This is a genomic window from Nocardiopsis sp. TRM 82005, from assembly GCF_056312425.1.
The window spans coordinates 77,873-92,841 of record NZ_JBWDTQ010000006.1 but is presented as its reverse complement, the minus strand read 5'-3'; the positions used below and the strand labels follow the sequence as shown (position 1 = coordinate 92,841).

The 14,969-nt window shown below is 70.1% G+C and carries 11 protein-coding genes; 2 read left to right on the top strand and 9 right to left on the bottom strand.

The window, feature by feature from the left end; all coding sequences use genetic code 11:
* Window positions 1-368: 368 nt before the first annotated feature.
* The 4 genes from AC0T5L_RS05005 to AC0T5L_RS04990 form a co-directional block, all read right to left on the bottom strand.
* The gene (locus AC0T5L_RS05005; RefSeq protein WP_476164172.1) at window positions 369-1,649 is read right to left on the bottom strand and encodes a sugar ABC transporter permease; all 1,281 of its coding nucleotides are present in this window, start codon (window positions 1,647-1,649) and stop codon (window positions 369-371) included.
* Window positions 1,649-2,446, bottom strand: a complete 798-nt coding sequence (locus AC0T5L_RS05000; protein WP_476164171.1) for an ATP-binding cassette domain-containing protein — start codon at window positions 2,444-2,446, stop codon at window positions 1,649-1,651. Before AC0T5L_RS05000 ends, AC0T5L_RS05005 begins: the two co-directional genes overlap by 1 nt.
* Before the next feature lie 86 nt (window positions 2,447-2,532).
* The gene (locus AC0T5L_RS04995; RefSeq protein WP_476164170.1) at window positions 2,533-3,678 is read right to left on the bottom strand and encodes an ABC transporter substrate-binding protein; all 1,146 of its coding nucleotides are present in this window, start codon (window positions 3,676-3,678) and stop codon (window positions 2,533-2,535) included.
* 379 nt (window positions 3,679-4,057) lie between these two features.
* Complete coding sequence (locus AC0T5L_RS04990; protein WP_476164169.1) at window positions 4,058-5,233, bottom strand: ROK family transcriptional regulator; 1,176 nt, start codon at window positions 5,231-5,233, stop codon at window positions 4,058-4,060.
* A 112-nt stretch (window positions 5,234-5,345) separates the two neighbouring features.
* Here AC0T5L_RS04990 and AC0T5L_RS04985 point away from each other — a divergent pair, with 112 nt between their 5' ends.
* Window positions 5,346-5,948, top strand: a complete 603-nt coding sequence (locus AC0T5L_RS04985) for a uridine kinase family protein (protein WP_476164168.1) — start codon at window positions 5,346-5,348, stop codon at window positions 5,946-5,948.
* A 44-nt stretch (window positions 5,949-5,992) separates the two neighbouring features.
* Here the strand turns inward: AC0T5L_RS04985 and AC0T5L_RS04980 are convergent, their stop codons facing one another.
* Both AC0T5L_RS04980 and AC0T5L_RS04975 read right to left on the bottom strand, forming a co-directional pair.
* Complete coding sequence (locus tag AC0T5L_RS04980) at window positions 5,993-6,214, bottom strand: hypothetical protein (protein ID WP_476164167.1); 222 nt, start codon at window positions 6,212-6,214, stop codon at window positions 5,993-5,995.
* A gap of 369 nt (window positions 6,215-6,583) precedes the next feature.
* Complete coding sequence (locus AC0T5L_RS04975; RefSeq protein ID WP_476164166.1) at window positions 6,584-9,022, bottom strand: serine/threonine protein kinase; 2,439 nt, start codon at window positions 9,020-9,022, stop codon at window positions 6,584-6,586.
* A 576-nt stretch (window positions 9,023-9,598) separates the two neighbouring features.
* Here AC0T5L_RS04975 and AC0T5L_RS04970 point away from each other — a divergent pair.
* Window positions 9,599-9,850: a hypothetical protein gene (locus AC0T5L_RS04970; protein ID WP_476164165.1), complete on the top strand. Its 252-nt coding sequence runs from the start codon at window positions 9,599-9,601 to the stop codon at window positions 9,848-9,850.
* A 168-nt stretch (window positions 9,851-10,018) separates the two neighbouring features.
* Here the strand turns inward: AC0T5L_RS04970 and AC0T5L_RS04965 are convergent, their stop codons facing one another.
* The 3 genes from AC0T5L_RS04965 to AC0T5L_RS04955 form a co-directional block, all read right to left on the bottom strand.
* Window positions 10,019-10,450, bottom strand: coding sequence for an SRPBCC family protein (locus AC0T5L_RS04965; RefSeq protein WP_476164164.1), 432 nt, complete (start codon window positions 10,448-10,450; stop codon window positions 10,019-10,021).
* Between the two features lie 196 nt (window positions 10,451-10,646).
* The gene (gene acnA, locus AC0T5L_RS04960; RefSeq protein ID WP_476164163.1) at window positions 10,647-13,376 is read right to left on the bottom strand and encodes an aconitate hydratase AcnA; all 2,730 of its coding nucleotides are present in this window, start codon (window positions 13,374-13,376) and stop codon (window positions 10,647-10,649) included.
* Between the two features lie 569 nt (window positions 13,377-13,945).
* Window positions 13,946-14,881: an LLM class F420-dependent oxidoreductase gene (locus tag AC0T5L_RS04955; RefSeq protein WP_476164162.1), complete on the bottom strand. Its 936-nt coding sequence runs from the start codon at window positions 14,879-14,881 to the stop codon at window positions 13,946-13,948.
* Window positions 14,882-14,969 lie beyond the last annotated feature (88 nt).

Genomic DNA, 14,969 nt, shown 5'->3' with positions numbered 1-14,969 from the left:
GAGGGCGGTGGTTTGTGAGGGCACAGCCCACGACGCTATATCCCGACCATCCCGACCGGAATCAGAAGATAGGAAGGTGGGATGGCTCGGGCAGCGTGCCTCTCCTCCGGTCCGGCGGCGCTGACCAAGTGTCACCTCAGAGCCCTCGGCCAGCAGACCGGGGGCGAGCTGAAGTCCCGGCTGTCCGGCTCCTGCCACGAGGGCCTTGCGCGTGTCTCTCCGTTCGGACTCCGCCCGCCGCCTCTCGGGGGATCGCGGGTGCGAACGGACCCGGCCCGGCGCCTGGGGCGCCGGACCGGGTGGGAGCGGACGGGGACGGTGGGGAGTGAGGCACCGTCGGCCGCCCCGGGGTGGGTCGTATCCGCCCGTCAGGCGCCTCCCCTGGCGTGGGTCTTGCGACCGCGCCGGGAGACGGCGTCCAGGATGACGGCGATCAGCAGGACGGCGGCGGTGATCATGAACCGGACCGAGGTGTCCATCTGGAGCAGCAGCAGGCCGGAGGTGATCGCGCCGAGGACCAGACCGCCCAGGAGGGCGGAGTAGGCGTTGCCGCGGCCGCCGAAGAGGCTGGTGCCGCCGATGACCGCCGCCGCGATGGCCATCATCAGTTCCTCGCCGCCGCCGGTGGACACGCTCGCCGCGAAGTTGCGCGAGGTGAGCATGATCCCGCCCAGTGCGGCGAGGGCGGAGGCGATGCCGAACACCGAGATGCGGATCAGGTCCACGTTGATGCCGGCGCGCCGGGCGGCCTCGGCGTTACCGCCGACGGCGTAGACCATGCGGCCGTAGCGGGTCTTGCGCAGGACCAGGTCGAGCATGACGACGAAGCCGACGAAGATCAGCAGGGCCAGCGGAACGCCCTTGTACTGGTTGAGCACCCACACGCCGCCGAGGACCGGTACGGCGAGCAGGACGGCCCGGAAGGCGACCTCGAACGGGGGCTTGTAGGGCAGGCCCGCCTGGTGGCGGCGCCGTTCCACCAGGACCACCGAGAGAACGTACATCCCCAGGGCCACCGCCGCGATCGCCCAGCCCATGAACGACACGAAGTAGGTCTGGGTCAGGAGCGCGATCGGCCCGCTCGGGCTGGTGTTGATGGTGCCGTCGGCACCCATCAGGTTCAGGTGCAGGCCCTGCCATCCCAGCAAGCCCGCGAGGGTGACCACGAAGGCCGGCACCCCCAGCTTCGCGAAGACGAAGCCGTGCACCAGTCCCACCAGGAGGCCGACGGCGAGGGCGATCCCGATCGCCGCCCACTCCGAGATACCCTGTTTGACCGCCAGGACGGCCAGGACCGCGGCGGCGAGTCCGGCGACGGAGCCGATGGACAGGTCGATCTCGCCGAGCAGCAGGACCATGATCACGCCGGTGGTCATCAGGCCGATGGCGGCGATCTGCACGGTCAGGTTGGACAGGTTCTGCGGTGACAGGAACCGGTCGTTGGCCGACTGGAAGACGACCGCGATCAGGAACAGGCCGATGATCACCGGGATCGGCCCCAACTCGCCGCCGCGCAGGTTGCGCTTGAGGGCCTCGAGCCAGCCCCTGGGCGAGGCCGCGGTGGTCAGCAGCCGCGGGTCGGACTTGGGCTCGGCCGCTTCGGCCCCGCCCTGCGCGGGCACCTTGGAGACAGGGGTCTGCTGGGTCATCACTTGTCCTCCGTGGCCAGGGCCGAGGCGCCGGTGCGCTCGGAACGGCGGCTGACCGGGTTGTCGGCGGCACCGGTGATGGCGGCCACGATCTCCTCGTAGCTGGTCTCCGCGATGGGGAAGTCTCCGGCGTTGCGGCCCAGCCGCAGCACCACGGCCCGGTCGGCCACCGCCCGCACGTCGGCCATGTTGTGGCTGATCAGCAGCACGCCCAAGCCCTGGTCCCGCAGGCGCTCGATGAGGTCGAGCACCTGGGCCGTCTGGGCGACGCCCAGGGCCGCTGTGGGCTCGTCGAGCATCACCACGCGCGGCTTGCCCAGGAGCGAGCGGGCGATGGCGATGATCTGGCGCTGGCCGCCGGAGAGGGAGGCGACCGGAACACGCAGGCTGGGGATCCGCACGGACAGGGAGTCCAGCAGCTCCCTGGCCTTGCTCTCCATCTCGACCTCGTCGAGGGTTCCGGGGAAGTGCAGCTTCTCGTTGCCCAGGAAGAGGTTGCCGACGATGTCCAGGTTGTCGCACAGGGCGAGGTCCTGGTAGATAGTGGCGATTCCGAGGCGTTGGGCGTCGGCGGGGGCCCCGATGCTGACCGGCTTGCCGTCCCACGTGATGACACCGCCGCTGTCCGCGGGGTGGGCTCCGGAGATCACCTTGACCAGGGTGGACTTTCCGGCGCCGTTGTCACCGAGCAGAGCGACGACCTCGCCCTCACCGACATGGAAGTCGACGTCGCTCAGGGCGCGGACCGCGCCGAAGGTCTTGGAGATCCCGGACAGTTCCAGGACTGGTGTGCTCATGCGTTCGTTTCTCTTCTCTCGTCCCGGTCCGGGGCGGGCGGACAGCGGGTGCCCGCCCGTCCCGGACCGGGCCGTCGCACCGGTTCCTAGAGGGCTTCCTGGCAGAAGTCGGTGTCGGCGTAGTCGTCAGTGCAGATCTCTTCGATGCTGTAGATCCCGTCCGAGACCACGGTGTCGCCGACGTTGCCCTCGGTGACCGCGACAGGCTCCAGCAGGACAGACGGAACCACGTCGCCGGCGGCGTCCTCGACGTCGGTGAGCTTGTGCTCGCCCAGCTGCGGGTCCTCGCCGGTGGCCAGGGAGACCGCCATGGCGGCGGCGATCTGGGCCTCGGGCTGGATGGCCTTGTAGACGGTCATGTACTGCTCACCGGCGATGATGCGCTGGATGCCCGCCAACTCGGCGTCCTGGCCGGTCACCGGCGGCAGGTCCTCGACCGTCACGCCCGCGCTGCGCAGGGCGGAGATGATGCCGGAGGCCATGCCGTCGTTGGCGGAGTAGACACCGGTGATCTCGTCCAGGCCCAGGGAGGTGATGGCGCCCTCCATCTGGGCGTTGGCCTCGTCGGGCGACCAGTCCGGGGTGTCGAACTCCTGGCCGATCTCGATCTGTTCGTCGAAGATCTCGTGGGCGCCGGCCTTGAAGTCGGCGGCGTTGGGGTCACTGGGAGAACCGTTGATCATGACGATCGAACCCTTTCCCGTGGTGCCCTCCGCCTCCAGGGCCTCCAGCAGGGACTGGGCCTGGACCTGACCGACGCGCTGGTTGTCGAAGGAGACGTACATGTCGACGCCGCCCTCGGCGAGGCGGTCGTAGGCGACCACCGGCACACCCTGGGACTTGGCCTCGCTGACGGTCCCGGCCGCCGCGGCCGAGTCGACGGCGTCCAGGACCAGGACGTCCACGCCGTCGGTCAGCATGGCCTGGGCCTGGGTCTGCTGCTCGTCCACGTCCTGGTCGGCGTTGGCGTAGGACATCTCGCAGTTCGGGCAGAGCTCTGCGAGCTCCTCCTCGAAGAAGGGCTTGTCGAAGGCCTCGTAGCGTGCGGTCTGCAACTCGGGCAGGAGCAGGCCGACGTGGAAGCCCTCCTCGATGGTGTGGGTCTCGCGATCGGCGTCGTCACCGCTGTTGGTGAGCGAACCGCAGCCGGAGACGAGAAGGGCGAGAGCGGCGCCGACGGCGGCGAAACCGCCGGCGGCCGTGCGGCTCGGTGTGAAGCGTCGTGCGTTCAAGGCTGGGCCTCTCATGACGGGGGATACGAACGGTGAAACTCGCGAGTGGTGAAGTGAAGTCAAACCCCGCCGCTACCTTGTCGTCAACTACTGAACACATAACCGAAACATCACAAGAATTGCGTTCACTCCATGAAGGCAGCGGAACCCCAGGCCACAGCGGCGATCCTGGCATGTGAGCTCGTGTGAGGGTGTCCCGATTTTTTACCGAACCCGGTCCCGCTCCGGCGCTGACCTGGCGTTCGTCGCCCTGTCAGCCTACGTGCGGACACCGACCGGTGGTGGCCCGGCCACCGTCGGATCCGGCCCGGACCTCAGGACCGGCGCGGGACACCGCGGTCAGCGGTGGCGCGTGAGGCGGAACCCGGGCCGTCCGGATTCAGTCCGCGTGCTGCGCGGCCATACGCAGCGCGCCGTACAGCGCCGCGTCCCGGCCCAGCGCGCTCGGCACCAGGTCGAGCCGTTCCAGGGCGCTGCCCAGCGAACCCAGCTCCATCGCCCGGCGCATCGGGTCCAGCAACAGCTCCCCCGCCTCGGCCAGCTCTCCGCCCACGATCACCCGGTCCGGGTTGAACAGGTTCGCCATGATCGCGGTGCCCTGCCCCAGTGCGGTGCCCGCCTCGGCGATGACGCGGCGGCTGCTCGGGTCGCCCTCCAGCGCCGCCGACACCATGTCTGGGACACGGACAGGGGCGGGGCCGCTGGCCACGCCGTTGTTCTGCGGCAGCATGTCCAACAGGTAGTTGGCTCCCACGAAGGTCTCCAGGCAGCCGCGGTTACCGCACCGGCACACCTGTCCGCGCGGGTCCAGCGCGATATGCCCGATCTCCCCCGCCGTGCCGCCCGCACCTCGGAAGAGCCGTCCGGACATCATGATGCCCGCGCCCACACCCTCGCTGAGGACCAGGTTGATCACGTGTTCGGCCCTCGCGCCCGCTCCCTGGTACTGCTCGGCCAGGACCGAGAGGTTGGCGTCGTTCTCGGCCAGGACCTCCAGGCCCAGCCGCTCGCCCAGAGCCTTGGCCGGGCGGACGCCCGCCCAGCGGGGCACACAGGAGATGTGGCTGACCTCGCCGGTGCCGGGGTCGACCGGGCCGGGAACGGAGACCACCACCGTGGACACGGTGCCCAGGTCGATCCGGGAGCGGATCAGCGTGGTCTCGGTCAGCCAGGCGGCGCGCCGCATCCCGCGCTCGGCGTCGGAGGCCACGTCGTAGTCGATCTCCTCGCGGGCCAGCATGTCGCCGTCGCTGCTCCCGATCGCGACGCGGATGCGGTCGACGGTGAAGTCGATGGCCACGACGGTCCCGGGCGGGCGCAACAGGGTGACCGCCCGGGCCCTGCGGCCGTTGGAGGAGGTGTCGCGCACCGAGACCGCCCCGGCGACGCGCAGGCCGCGGACGATGTTGGAGACGCTGGCCGCGGACAGGCCGGTGCTCCGGGACAGCTCGGCCTGGGTACAGGTCCCGTCACGGCGCAGCACGTCCACGACCCGCCGTTCGTTGGCCTGGCGCAGGGCGGACTGGGATCCCGGCGTCACCGTGGCCTCGGTCACCAGCTTGCCCCTTTGTGTCGGTGGTCTCTCAGCGCATCAGCGCTGTTGCGAGGAATGCTACAAGCATTGAACGCGGGCCGAAACTTCGCGCCCATGGCGTTAGGGTCCGAACGTGACCAGACCACGCATCAGCACCGCCGAACGCGGATGGCCGGACCTCCTGGCTCAGGCGGTGCCCTCCACCGGCGCGGACCGCGCCCGCGTCGTGGCCGTCGAGGGGCGCTCGGGCGCGGGCAAGAGCACGGTGGCCGAAGAGCTGTGCGCGGCGCTGGCCGCGCGGAGCGAGGCGGTCCGTGTGCTGACCATGGAGGACCTCTATCCCGGGTGGGAGGGCCTGGCCGAGGCGCCGGGGCTGCTGCGGGGCTGGGTCCTGGAACCGCTCGCGCGCGGGGAGCGGGCGGCGTGGCGGCGCTACGACTGGGAACGGTACGCGTTCGCGCCGGAGTGGACCGCCCTGCCCGACGACGTGGCCGCGGGCGGGGTCCTCGTCGTGGAGGGGTCCGGATCAGGCGCCGCCGCCGTGCGCGGCCTCCTGGACCTGCTGGTGTGGGTGGCCGCGCCCGACGACGAGCGCTCGTCGCGGTTGGACGCCCGGTGGGACTCGGCCGTCTACGCCCCCCACCGGCGCACCTGGGCGGAGCAGGAGGAGGCCTTCCACCGCGAGGACCATCCCCTGGGGCACGCCGACGTGGTGGTCGACAACCCTGGCGGGTGAGCGGTATCCGGATCATTCGGTTCCGCGCCCGCGCCGCACGTTCCTCAGTCCGGGTGCCGCGGCGGCCCGGCACAGATCTTCCTGGCCTTCCCCAGGTCGGTGTACATGACCCGCAGCCCGGCGCTCAGTGCCGGGAACATCCTCGGCAGCTCCTGGAGCCGGGCGACCCGGCGCGCACGCATGACGCTGTCGCCGTGCTGGTTCGCGTCGGTGATGAACAGGGCCACGAACGCCGCACCGCGGAGGAAGGCCAGGGTCCGGGTCACGAAAAGGAGCTCGTGGAGATCCGTGTTCCCCAACCCGGGACCGAGCAGGAAAAACACTCCCCCGTGATGCCCGACCCCCCTCTTCCAGGTCCGGTACGTCTTCTGTACCTGTACCGTCGATGTACTCCGTGGCGGTCCACGGCTCCTCGGCCTCGGGATCGGCGTCCAGGATCGCCGCGATACAGAAGCCGCTCACCCGCCCAGCCGGCGTGCAGCACCTTCAAGGCGGCGCGACCGCCGCCGGAGGGCTCACCGAGGAAGACCTCACCGAAACCGCCCCGCCCCAACGAACGCGTCAGCCGGTAGCCGCCTACGGTACGACCAAGGTCGTCCACGGTCGTCCCTCTCCAGTTGTGCGTTGCCCGCGGGTCAGAGCCCGCAGATCTCCCGGGCCCTGCGCAGGTCGCCATGGATACGGCTGACGCCCGTCGTCAACTGCGGCAACTGCGACGCCACTCCGTTCAGCTCCCCGTAGCGCAGGTTGCGCCGAGCCGGTCCGCCGGAGACGATCCGCACGGTGATCTCCATCAGGATGGCTCCGCCGAGGCCGAGCACGCCGACGACGAGCAGCAGGCCGGTGACCTCCTCCATGTCGCCGTTCATCGCCATGCCCGTCACGAGCCCGATGGGGATACCGAGGATGGCGAACCGGCAGATCCTCAGGGCGAGCACCAACCGTTCCTGGAGCCGCACCCGCCGCCGTAGGGAGTCGTGCTTGGCGCTGACCTCGCTGTGGCGCTTCTCCCAGTGCCGCCGCTGTTCGGCCAGCGCCTGCATGGTCGGCAGCGTGCCGTAGACCACCGCCGCGTATCCGGCGTTGACGGGTGCGGGCGCGCGCTGGACGCGGCTCCAGAGGATGTCCACCCACTCCCCCACACCCGCGTCACCGCCGTCACCGGGCGGTACCAAACGCTCCGGGTGCAGCAGGAAGGCCAGGATGAGGGCGGTGTTGACGTTGACGCGCGCCGTGCGCCATCCCTCCAGCTCGCCGGTCAGCTGCTCCTGGAAGTCGTTGGCGGCGCGCTCGGCCTCCTCCAGCTGCTCGGCGAGCCGCGTCATCTCGCCGGAGTCGTCACCGTGGTGGGCGCCCATGACCCGGAGCACGCTCGGGCGGGCCATCAGGAACATCTCGTTGGCCAGGGGCGCGCCGGTGAGCAGCGGACGCGGGTCGGTGAACATCTCGCCCAGTTCGGCCACGGTGGCGCCCCGGCCACGAAAGACGGGCGGCAGGTCGGGGCGCAGCTGGGAGACGAAGGAGGCCACCGCCAGGTTGGCGTCACTGCTGGCGTGCCCTCGAAACAGGGACCGGTCCAGGACGGTGTCGCCGAGGTCGTTGATGAACCAGGCGCCCAGGGCGGCCCGCTCGGCGGGGTCGTTGAAGACCTGGACGGCGGCGCTCCAGTCCTGCTGCATCGCCGCGGCCAGGTCGCGCGGGTCGGTGAACCGGACGCCCTGGAAGTGGTACGGAGGCACACCGGCCTGGTGTGGCGACAGCGCGCCGGGGCCTTCGTTCACCGGCCCCGACACGGGTGGCGGGGAGTAGCGCGGCGGCGCACCGGAAGCCCCAGAGGGCGGAGAGTACGGCGGAGGCGTACCAGGAGCACTGGAAGGCGGGGAGTACGGCGGAGGCGTACCAGGAGCGCCGGAAGGCGGGGAGTAGGGCGGCGGCGCACCGGAAGCCCCAGAGGGCGGAGAGTACGGCGGAGGGGTGTGGGGCGGCGCCAGACCGGCGGAAGGGCTGGCCGCGGGGGGAGCGGAGGAAGAGGTGCCTCCGGACGCCATTCGCGTGTAGGCGCGGGTCGGGTCCACCTGGACCTGGGGGTCCGCCACACGGGTGGGGGCCACCTGCGCGGGTGTGTCGGAGGCGACCCGGGTCGGGTCCGTACCCACCCGGGTGCGCGCGTCGGGCGCGCTCTCGGCGGGCCCCGTGCCCGGGGAGGCCGCCTCCGTGGCCGCGGCTGAAGCACGGGTGCCGCCGTCGGCGGGCGCGCTGATCAGCTGGTTGAGCAGGGTGGTGGCGTCGGGACGGCGGTCGGGATCCTTGTCCAGGCAGGTCCGGAGGATCCCGGCCAGCGGCTCGGTGAGGGCGCCGAGGTCGGGTTCTCCTCCCAGGATACGGGCGATACGGGAGGCCTGGGTGGGACCAGGGAAGGCCTCCTGACCAGTGGCGGCGAACACCATCACCGAACCCCAGGAGAAGATGTCCACCGCCGAACTCAGCCGCATACCCTCCAACTGCTCGGGCGCCATGTACCCGATGGTGCCCACCACACCACTGGCGGTCACCGAAGTCGACTCCACCGCCTTCGCGATCCCGAAATCGATCACCCGCGGACCATCGGAGGCGAGCATGATGTTGTCCGGCTTGAGATCACGGTGCACGACCCCCGCGGAATGAATCGCGGCCAGCGCGGTGGCGGTGGAGACGGCCAGCCTGTGCAGTTCGGCTCCGGCCCGGGGCCCGCCCTTGGCCACCGCGTCTTGCAGGGTGGGACCGTCGATGTACTCCGTGGCGATCCACGGCTCCTCGGCCTCGGGATCGGCGTCCAGGATCGCCGCGATACAGAAGCCGCTCACCCGCCGGGCCTGCTCCACCTCGGTGGTGAACCGGCGGCGCATCTCGGGATCACCCGCCCAGCTGGCGTGCAGCACCTTCACGGCGGCCCGGTCGCCGTCGGGGGTCTCACCGAGGAAGACCTCACCGAAACCGCCCCGCCCCAGGGATCGCACCAGCTGGTAGTCCCCCGCCGTTCGACCCGAGGGCCGACCCGCCTCGCCGGTACCGCCCTGGCCGTCCAGGTCCTCCACCGGTTCACCCCGTATCCATCATCATCGCTTCCCCCGGACCCCGTTACGGGCCCGTGGGAACTATAGCCACGTTTCGGCCAACCCGAACCCGGGGACATGGGCGGGCACCGAAGTTCCGCTCCGTGTGGACAGATGATGGCCCCGGGACCGAATGTTCTCCCACGCGCACATCCGATACCGCCCCGTTACGGCGACCGTGTCCTCAGCTGCGGCTGCCCGGCGGGCGCCGCGGCCGGGGCAGGGAAAGGGCCGGCGGGACCAGGCGAGGGAAAGTCGACACGGGAAGCCGATGACACCGGGCATAGCAGAGGTTTACGGACATTCGTCGACGTGGAAGCGGTTACGGAGCCGCTCGCACGGACACCGGGGCGCACCGGACGGCCACGACACCCCTGGATCCCACGCGGGACCAGCACGGCGGCTCCGGTGCCGGGCGCAAGCTCCCACGCACACTATTGTGCACAATGTCCCGATTTTGGAGTTTGCACAGCTTCCCAGTGTTCCTTCTTGGCCTCCCCCAGTACCAGGCTGGGAAGCGGGAACGATCCCGAAGCGCACGAAGGGAAGCCCACTGCCATGCAGAAGAAGACCCTGTACCGAGTCGCACTCACCGCCGTCGCCGCGCCCGTTCTGGCGTTCGGCGCTCCGGCCGTGGCCGCGGCGGACGCCTACTACTCGTCACAGACCAGCGTGGCCGGTCACGGTGGGGCCTACCACCACGAGGTCACCTCGTACGCCGGCCACGGCGGGTCCTGGTACGAGGCGTCCTGGAGCTACGCCAGCCACCACGGCGCCCACTCCCACAGTGTCAAGAGCGGCGCCTACTGACACCTTCCGACCAGAGGACGGAATCCCGGTACCACGCGACGGTGCCGGGAGTCCGCGTGTGGGAGCTCCGCCCGGGGAGGCGCCCGCAACGGTGCGGCCTCGCACATGGCTCCGGCCGCCGTGCCGCCTGGCGGCACGAGGGCCGGCAAAGCCCGAATCCGGGAGACCTCACGAGGAGCGGACGGCCTCCGCGGGCTCGACGAAGGTCTTGAAACGCTTCATGTCGCCCTTGGCCCGAGCCTGGACCAGCCCGAGCTTGTCGCCGAGCTGTTCGACCACGCCCTCCGGGACGGTCCTGAGCTGGAGGGTGACCCTGCTGCTCGTGTCCGACAGGTGGTGGAAGGTCACCACACCCGCATGGGTCACGCCGTCCGTGGTCTTCCAGGCGATCCGCTCACCGGAGACCTGTTCGGTGACCACGGCTTCGAAGTCCCTCTTCTGACCACCGATCTCGATGGTCCAGACCATGTGCCCGTCACCGGAGCGGACGACCTTGTCCACCCCTTCCATGAAGGCCGGGAACTCCTCGAACCTCGTCCACTGCGCGTAGGCGGCGGTGACCGGAACGTCGACTTCCACTGCCTCGATGATCTCTGACATTGAGCCGGCTCCTTCGTCATCGCTTGCGTTTCGTCCTCGTCGAGGCCGCTACCCGACGCCCTCCGAGGCCAATCACCATTTCGAGATCTTTCCGTGACCTTCCGTTGGACGACGTGAGGGCTCCGCACGGCGAAGGGCCGCCACCGTCATCCGACGGTGGCGGCCCCGAGTGCGTCGCGTCTGACGCGGAACCGGCCTACTCGGCGATCAGCTGGCGCAGCACGTACTGCAGGATGCCGCCGTTGCGGTAGTAGCCGGCCTCGCCCGGTGTGTCGATGCGCACCACGGCGTCGAACTCCACACCGGTGTCGGTGCTGACCTTCACCGTGGCGGGGACGCGGCCCTCGTTCAGCTCGGTCACGCCGGTGATGGAGAAGGACTCCTCACCGGTCAGGCCGAGGGAGTCGGCGGACTGGCCCTCGGGGAACTGAAGGGGCAGGACGCCCATCCCGATCAGGTTGGAGCGGTGGATGCGCTCGTAGGACTCGGTGATGACCACGCGCACACCCAGCAGGGCGGTGCCCTTGGCCGCCCAGTCGCGCGAGGAGCCCGAACCGTACTCCTTACCGCCCAGGACGACCAGCGGGGTGCCCTGCTCGGCGTAGTTCTGCGCGGCGTCGTAGATGAACGACACAGGCGCCTCGGGCTGGGTGAAGTCGCGGGTGTAGCCGCCCTCCGTGCCCGGCGCGAGCTGGTTGCGCAGGCGGATGTTGGCGAACGTGCCGCGGATCATCACCTCGTGGTTGCCCCGCCGGGAACCGTAGGAGTTGAAGTCGCGGCGCTCCACACCGTGGGCCTTGAGGTAGTCGGCAGCCGGGGTCCCCGGCTTGATGGCGCTGGCCGGGGAGATGTGGTCGGTGGTGACCGAGTCGCCCAGCTTGGCCAGGACGCGGGCACCGGTGATGTCGGTGACCGGTTCCGGGGTGGCGCCCATGCCCTCGAAGTAGGGGGGCTTGCGGACGTAGGTGGACTCGTCCGCCCACTCGAAGGTGTTGCCGGTGGGCGTGGGCAGCGAGCGCCAGCGCTCGTCGCCGGCGAACACGTCCGAGTACGCGGACTCGTACATGTCCGAGGCGATCGCGGAGTCCATGACCTCCTGGATCTCCTCGGCGCTCGGCCAGATGTCGGCCAGGAAGACGGGCTCACCGTCCTGGCCGACGCCCAGGGGCTCGGTGGTGATGTCCACGTCGAGCGACCCGGCCAGCGCGTAGGCGACCACCAGCGGCGGCGAGGCCAGGTAGTTCATCTTCACGTCCGGGTTGATCCGGCCCTCGAAGTTGCGGTTGCCGGACAGGACCGCGGAGACCGCGAGGTCGTTGTCCTGGACGGCCTTGGAGATCTCCTCCGGCAGCGGACCGGAGTTGCCGATGCAGGTGGTGCAGCCGTAGCCGACCAGGTTGAAGCCCAGCTTGTCCAGGTACGGGGTCAGGCCGGAGCGCTCGTAGTAGTCGGTGACGACCTTGGAACCGGGGGCCATGGAGGTCTTGACCCACGGCTTGCGGGACAGGCCCTTCTCCACCGCCTTCTTGGCCAGCAGGGCGGCGCCCAGCATGACCGAGGGGTTGGAGGTGTTGGTGCAGGAGGTGATCGCGGCGATCACCACGGCGCCGTGGTCGACCTCGGTCTCGGTGCCGTCGGCCATGGTGACCTGGACCGGGCGGTGCGGGCGCTCGCCCCCGGGCTTGGCCATGTGCGCCGGGGAGTCGGAGGCCGGGAAGGACTCCTCGCTCGCCTCGTCCACCTCGTCGTCGACGTAGTTGTGCACGTCGTGGCGCCAGGTGCTCTTGGCCTCCGACAGCGCGATGCGGTCCTGCGGGCGCTTGGGGCCGGCGATGGAGGGGACCACGTCGGCCAGGTCGAGCTCGATGTACTCGGAGAACTCGGGCTCGACGGCCGGGTCGTGCCAGAAGCCGTTGGCCTTGGCGTAGGCCTCGGTCAGGGCGACCTGCTGCTCGGAGCGGCCGGTCAGCCTCATGTAGCGGATGGTCTCGTCGTCGACCGGGAAGATCGCGGCGGTGGAGCCGAACTCCGGGCTCATATTGCCGATGGTGGCGCGGTTGGCCAGCGGCACGGACGCGACGCCCTCGCCGTAGAACTCGACGAACTTGCCGACCACGCCGTGCTCGCGCAGCATCTCGGTGATGGTGAGCACCAGGTCGGTGGCGGTGGTGCCGGGCTTGAGCGCGCCCTTCAGCTTGAAGCCGAGCACGCGCGGGATGAGCATGGAGATCGGCTGGCCGAGCATGGCGGCCTCGGCCTCGATACCGCCCACGCCCCAGCCCAGGATGCCCAGGCCGTTCTGCATGGTGGTGTGGGAGTCGGTGCCCACGCAGGTGTCGGGGTAGGCCTGACCGCCCCGGCTCATGGTGACGCGCGCCAGGTGCTCGATGTTGGCCTGGTGCACGATGCCGGTGCCGGGCGGAACGACCTTGAACTCGTCGAAGGCGGTCTGGCCCCAGCGCAGGAACTTGTAGCGCTCGTAGTTGCGCTCGTACTCGATCTCGACGTTGCGCTCGAAGGCGTCGGGGCTGCCGAAGAGGTCGACGACGACGGAGTGGTCGATCACCAGCTCGGCGGGGGCGAGCGGGTTGATCTTGTCGGGGTCGCCGCCCATGTCGCGTACGGCCTCGCGCATGGTGGCGAGGTCGACGACGCAGGGGACGCCGGTGAAGTCCTGCATGATCACCCGCGCGGGGGTGAACTGGATCTCCTGGTTGGGCTGGGCGCTGGGGTCCCAGTTGCCCAGGGCCCTGATGTGCTCGGGGGTGACATTCGCACCGTCCTCGGTGCGCAGAAGGTTCTCCAGCAGTACCTTCAGGCTGTAGGGAAGCCGATTGGAGCCCTCAACGGCCTCCAGACGGAAGATCTCATACGACTCGTCGCCAACGCGCAACGTGTCACGGGCGCCGAAGCTGTTCGCGGACACGGTGTCTGCCTCCTGATCTCGCCACTTTGCTCCCAGCATCCTGCCTCATGGGACGGGTGCGGGACCTACTGAGGCCGCCCTGACCGGGTGCCGGGGGCGGAGGGCCGCGGGGGTGGCCTCCGCCTGCCTTCCGGCCTCCATCAGGACCGCCGTGACCTGTGGCGACACCATTCGCCACCGGCCGGGCGGTCCGCTGGTCGCGGGCGCCCACGATGTTCGGGTCCGGGCGCCGTCAAGCGGTCAACTTCACACGCCCGAACCGGGAGCAGGCCGGGGGAAGCCCCACTCTTATCTTGATATCAAGCTACCTAACTTGTATCTCGATATCAAGTTATCGGACGGGCGCCACCCGCGCACGGCCGCCCCCCCTGACAGTGCCTCCTTGGGGTTCCGCTTCGCCCCGTGTTCGGGCGCCCCCCAAAGGCGGGCACCTCCGGTGAGACGACCCGTACCCACGCCGTCGCCCGCCACAGCCCTCAGCGGTCGGCCTCCGGCCGCAGTACCCGTCGCCTCGCCTTCACCCCCTCCAGAACCCCGCCGACGCCCGGACAACCCCTGTGGGACTCGGCTCAGTCCAGCTGCGACGCGACCTGCGACGCGACCAGTTCCAGATGGTCCAGATCGGACATGTCCAGCACCTGTAGGTACATGCACTCCGCGCCCGCGGCGGCGAACCGGCCGATCCTGTCCACCAGCTCGTCCGGGGTACCCGCCAGCCCGTTCTCCCGCAGTTCCGGCACCTCACGGCCGATCCGCTCGGCCCGCCGGGCCACCTCCTCCTCGTTCTTGCCGGCGCACAGCACCTGTGCGGCCGAGTAGGCCATCGGGGCGCCGCGCCCCGAGGCCCTGACCGCGGCGCGGGTCCGCTCGAAGGCGGCCGAGGTGTCCTCGACCGAGGCGAACGGCACGTTGTACTCGTCGGCGTACTTGGCGGCCAGGCGCGGCGTGCGCTTGGGCCCGGTCCCGCCGATCAGCACCGGCGGCCGCGGACCCTGCCACGGCTTGGGCAGCGCGGGCCCCTCCGACAGACGGTAGTGCTTGCCCTCGTAGCGGAAGGTCTCGCCCACCGGGGTGGACCACAGCCCGGTGATGATGTCCAACTGCTCCTCGTAGCGGTCGAAGCGCTCTCGGGCGGTGGCCGGGAAGGGGATCCCGTAGACCGTGTGCTCCTCCTCGAACCAGCCCGCGCCGAAGCCGAACTCCACCCGGCCGCCGCTCATGCGGTCGACCTGGGCCACGGAGATGGCGAGAGGGCCCGGGTAGCGGAAGGTCGCAGCACTCATCAGCGTGCCCAGGCGGATACGGGTGGTGTCCCGGGCCAGCCCTGCCAGGGTGATCCAGGCGTCGGTGGGCCCGGGAAGACCGCTGACGTGGTCCCCCATACGCAGGTAGTGGTCGGAACGAAACAGGGCGTCGAACCCCAGGTCCTCCGCGGCCCTGGCGACGGCGAGCTGGTCCTCGTAGGTGGCCCCCTGCTGGGGCTCAAGGAAGATCCTCAGGCGCATAAGCCCCATTTTCTCCCACAGCGGGAACCAGACCGAAACCGCCGCGCGGATACCGTGGAAAAGACGCGACAGCGCCCTCCCCCGTAGA

What these genes read in the sequence shown, in the direction of transcription:
- AC0T5L_RS04970 (WP_476164165.1), top strand. Translation starts at nt 9,599, where the DNA reads ATGCAGAAGAAGACCCTGTACCGAGTCGCACTCACCGCCGTCGCCGCG.
- AC0T5L_RS04955 (WP_476164162.1), bottom strand. Translation starts at nt 14,881, where the DNA reads ATGCGCCTGAGGATCTTCCTTGAGCCCCAGCAGGGGGCCACCTACGAG.
- AC0T5L_RS04965 (WP_476164164.1), bottom strand. Translation starts at nt 10,450, where the DNA reads ATGTCAGAGATCATCGAGGCAGTGGAAGTCGACGTTCCGGTCACCGCC.
- AC0T5L_RS05000 (WP_476164171.1), bottom strand. Translation starts at nt 2,446, where the DNA reads ATGAGCACACCAGTCCTGGAACTGTCCGGGATCTCCAAGACCTTCGGC.
- AC0T5L_RS05005 (WP_476164172.1), bottom strand. Translation starts at nt 1,649, where the DNA reads ATGACCCAGCAGACCCCTGTCTCCAAGGTGCCCGCGCAGGGCGGGGCC.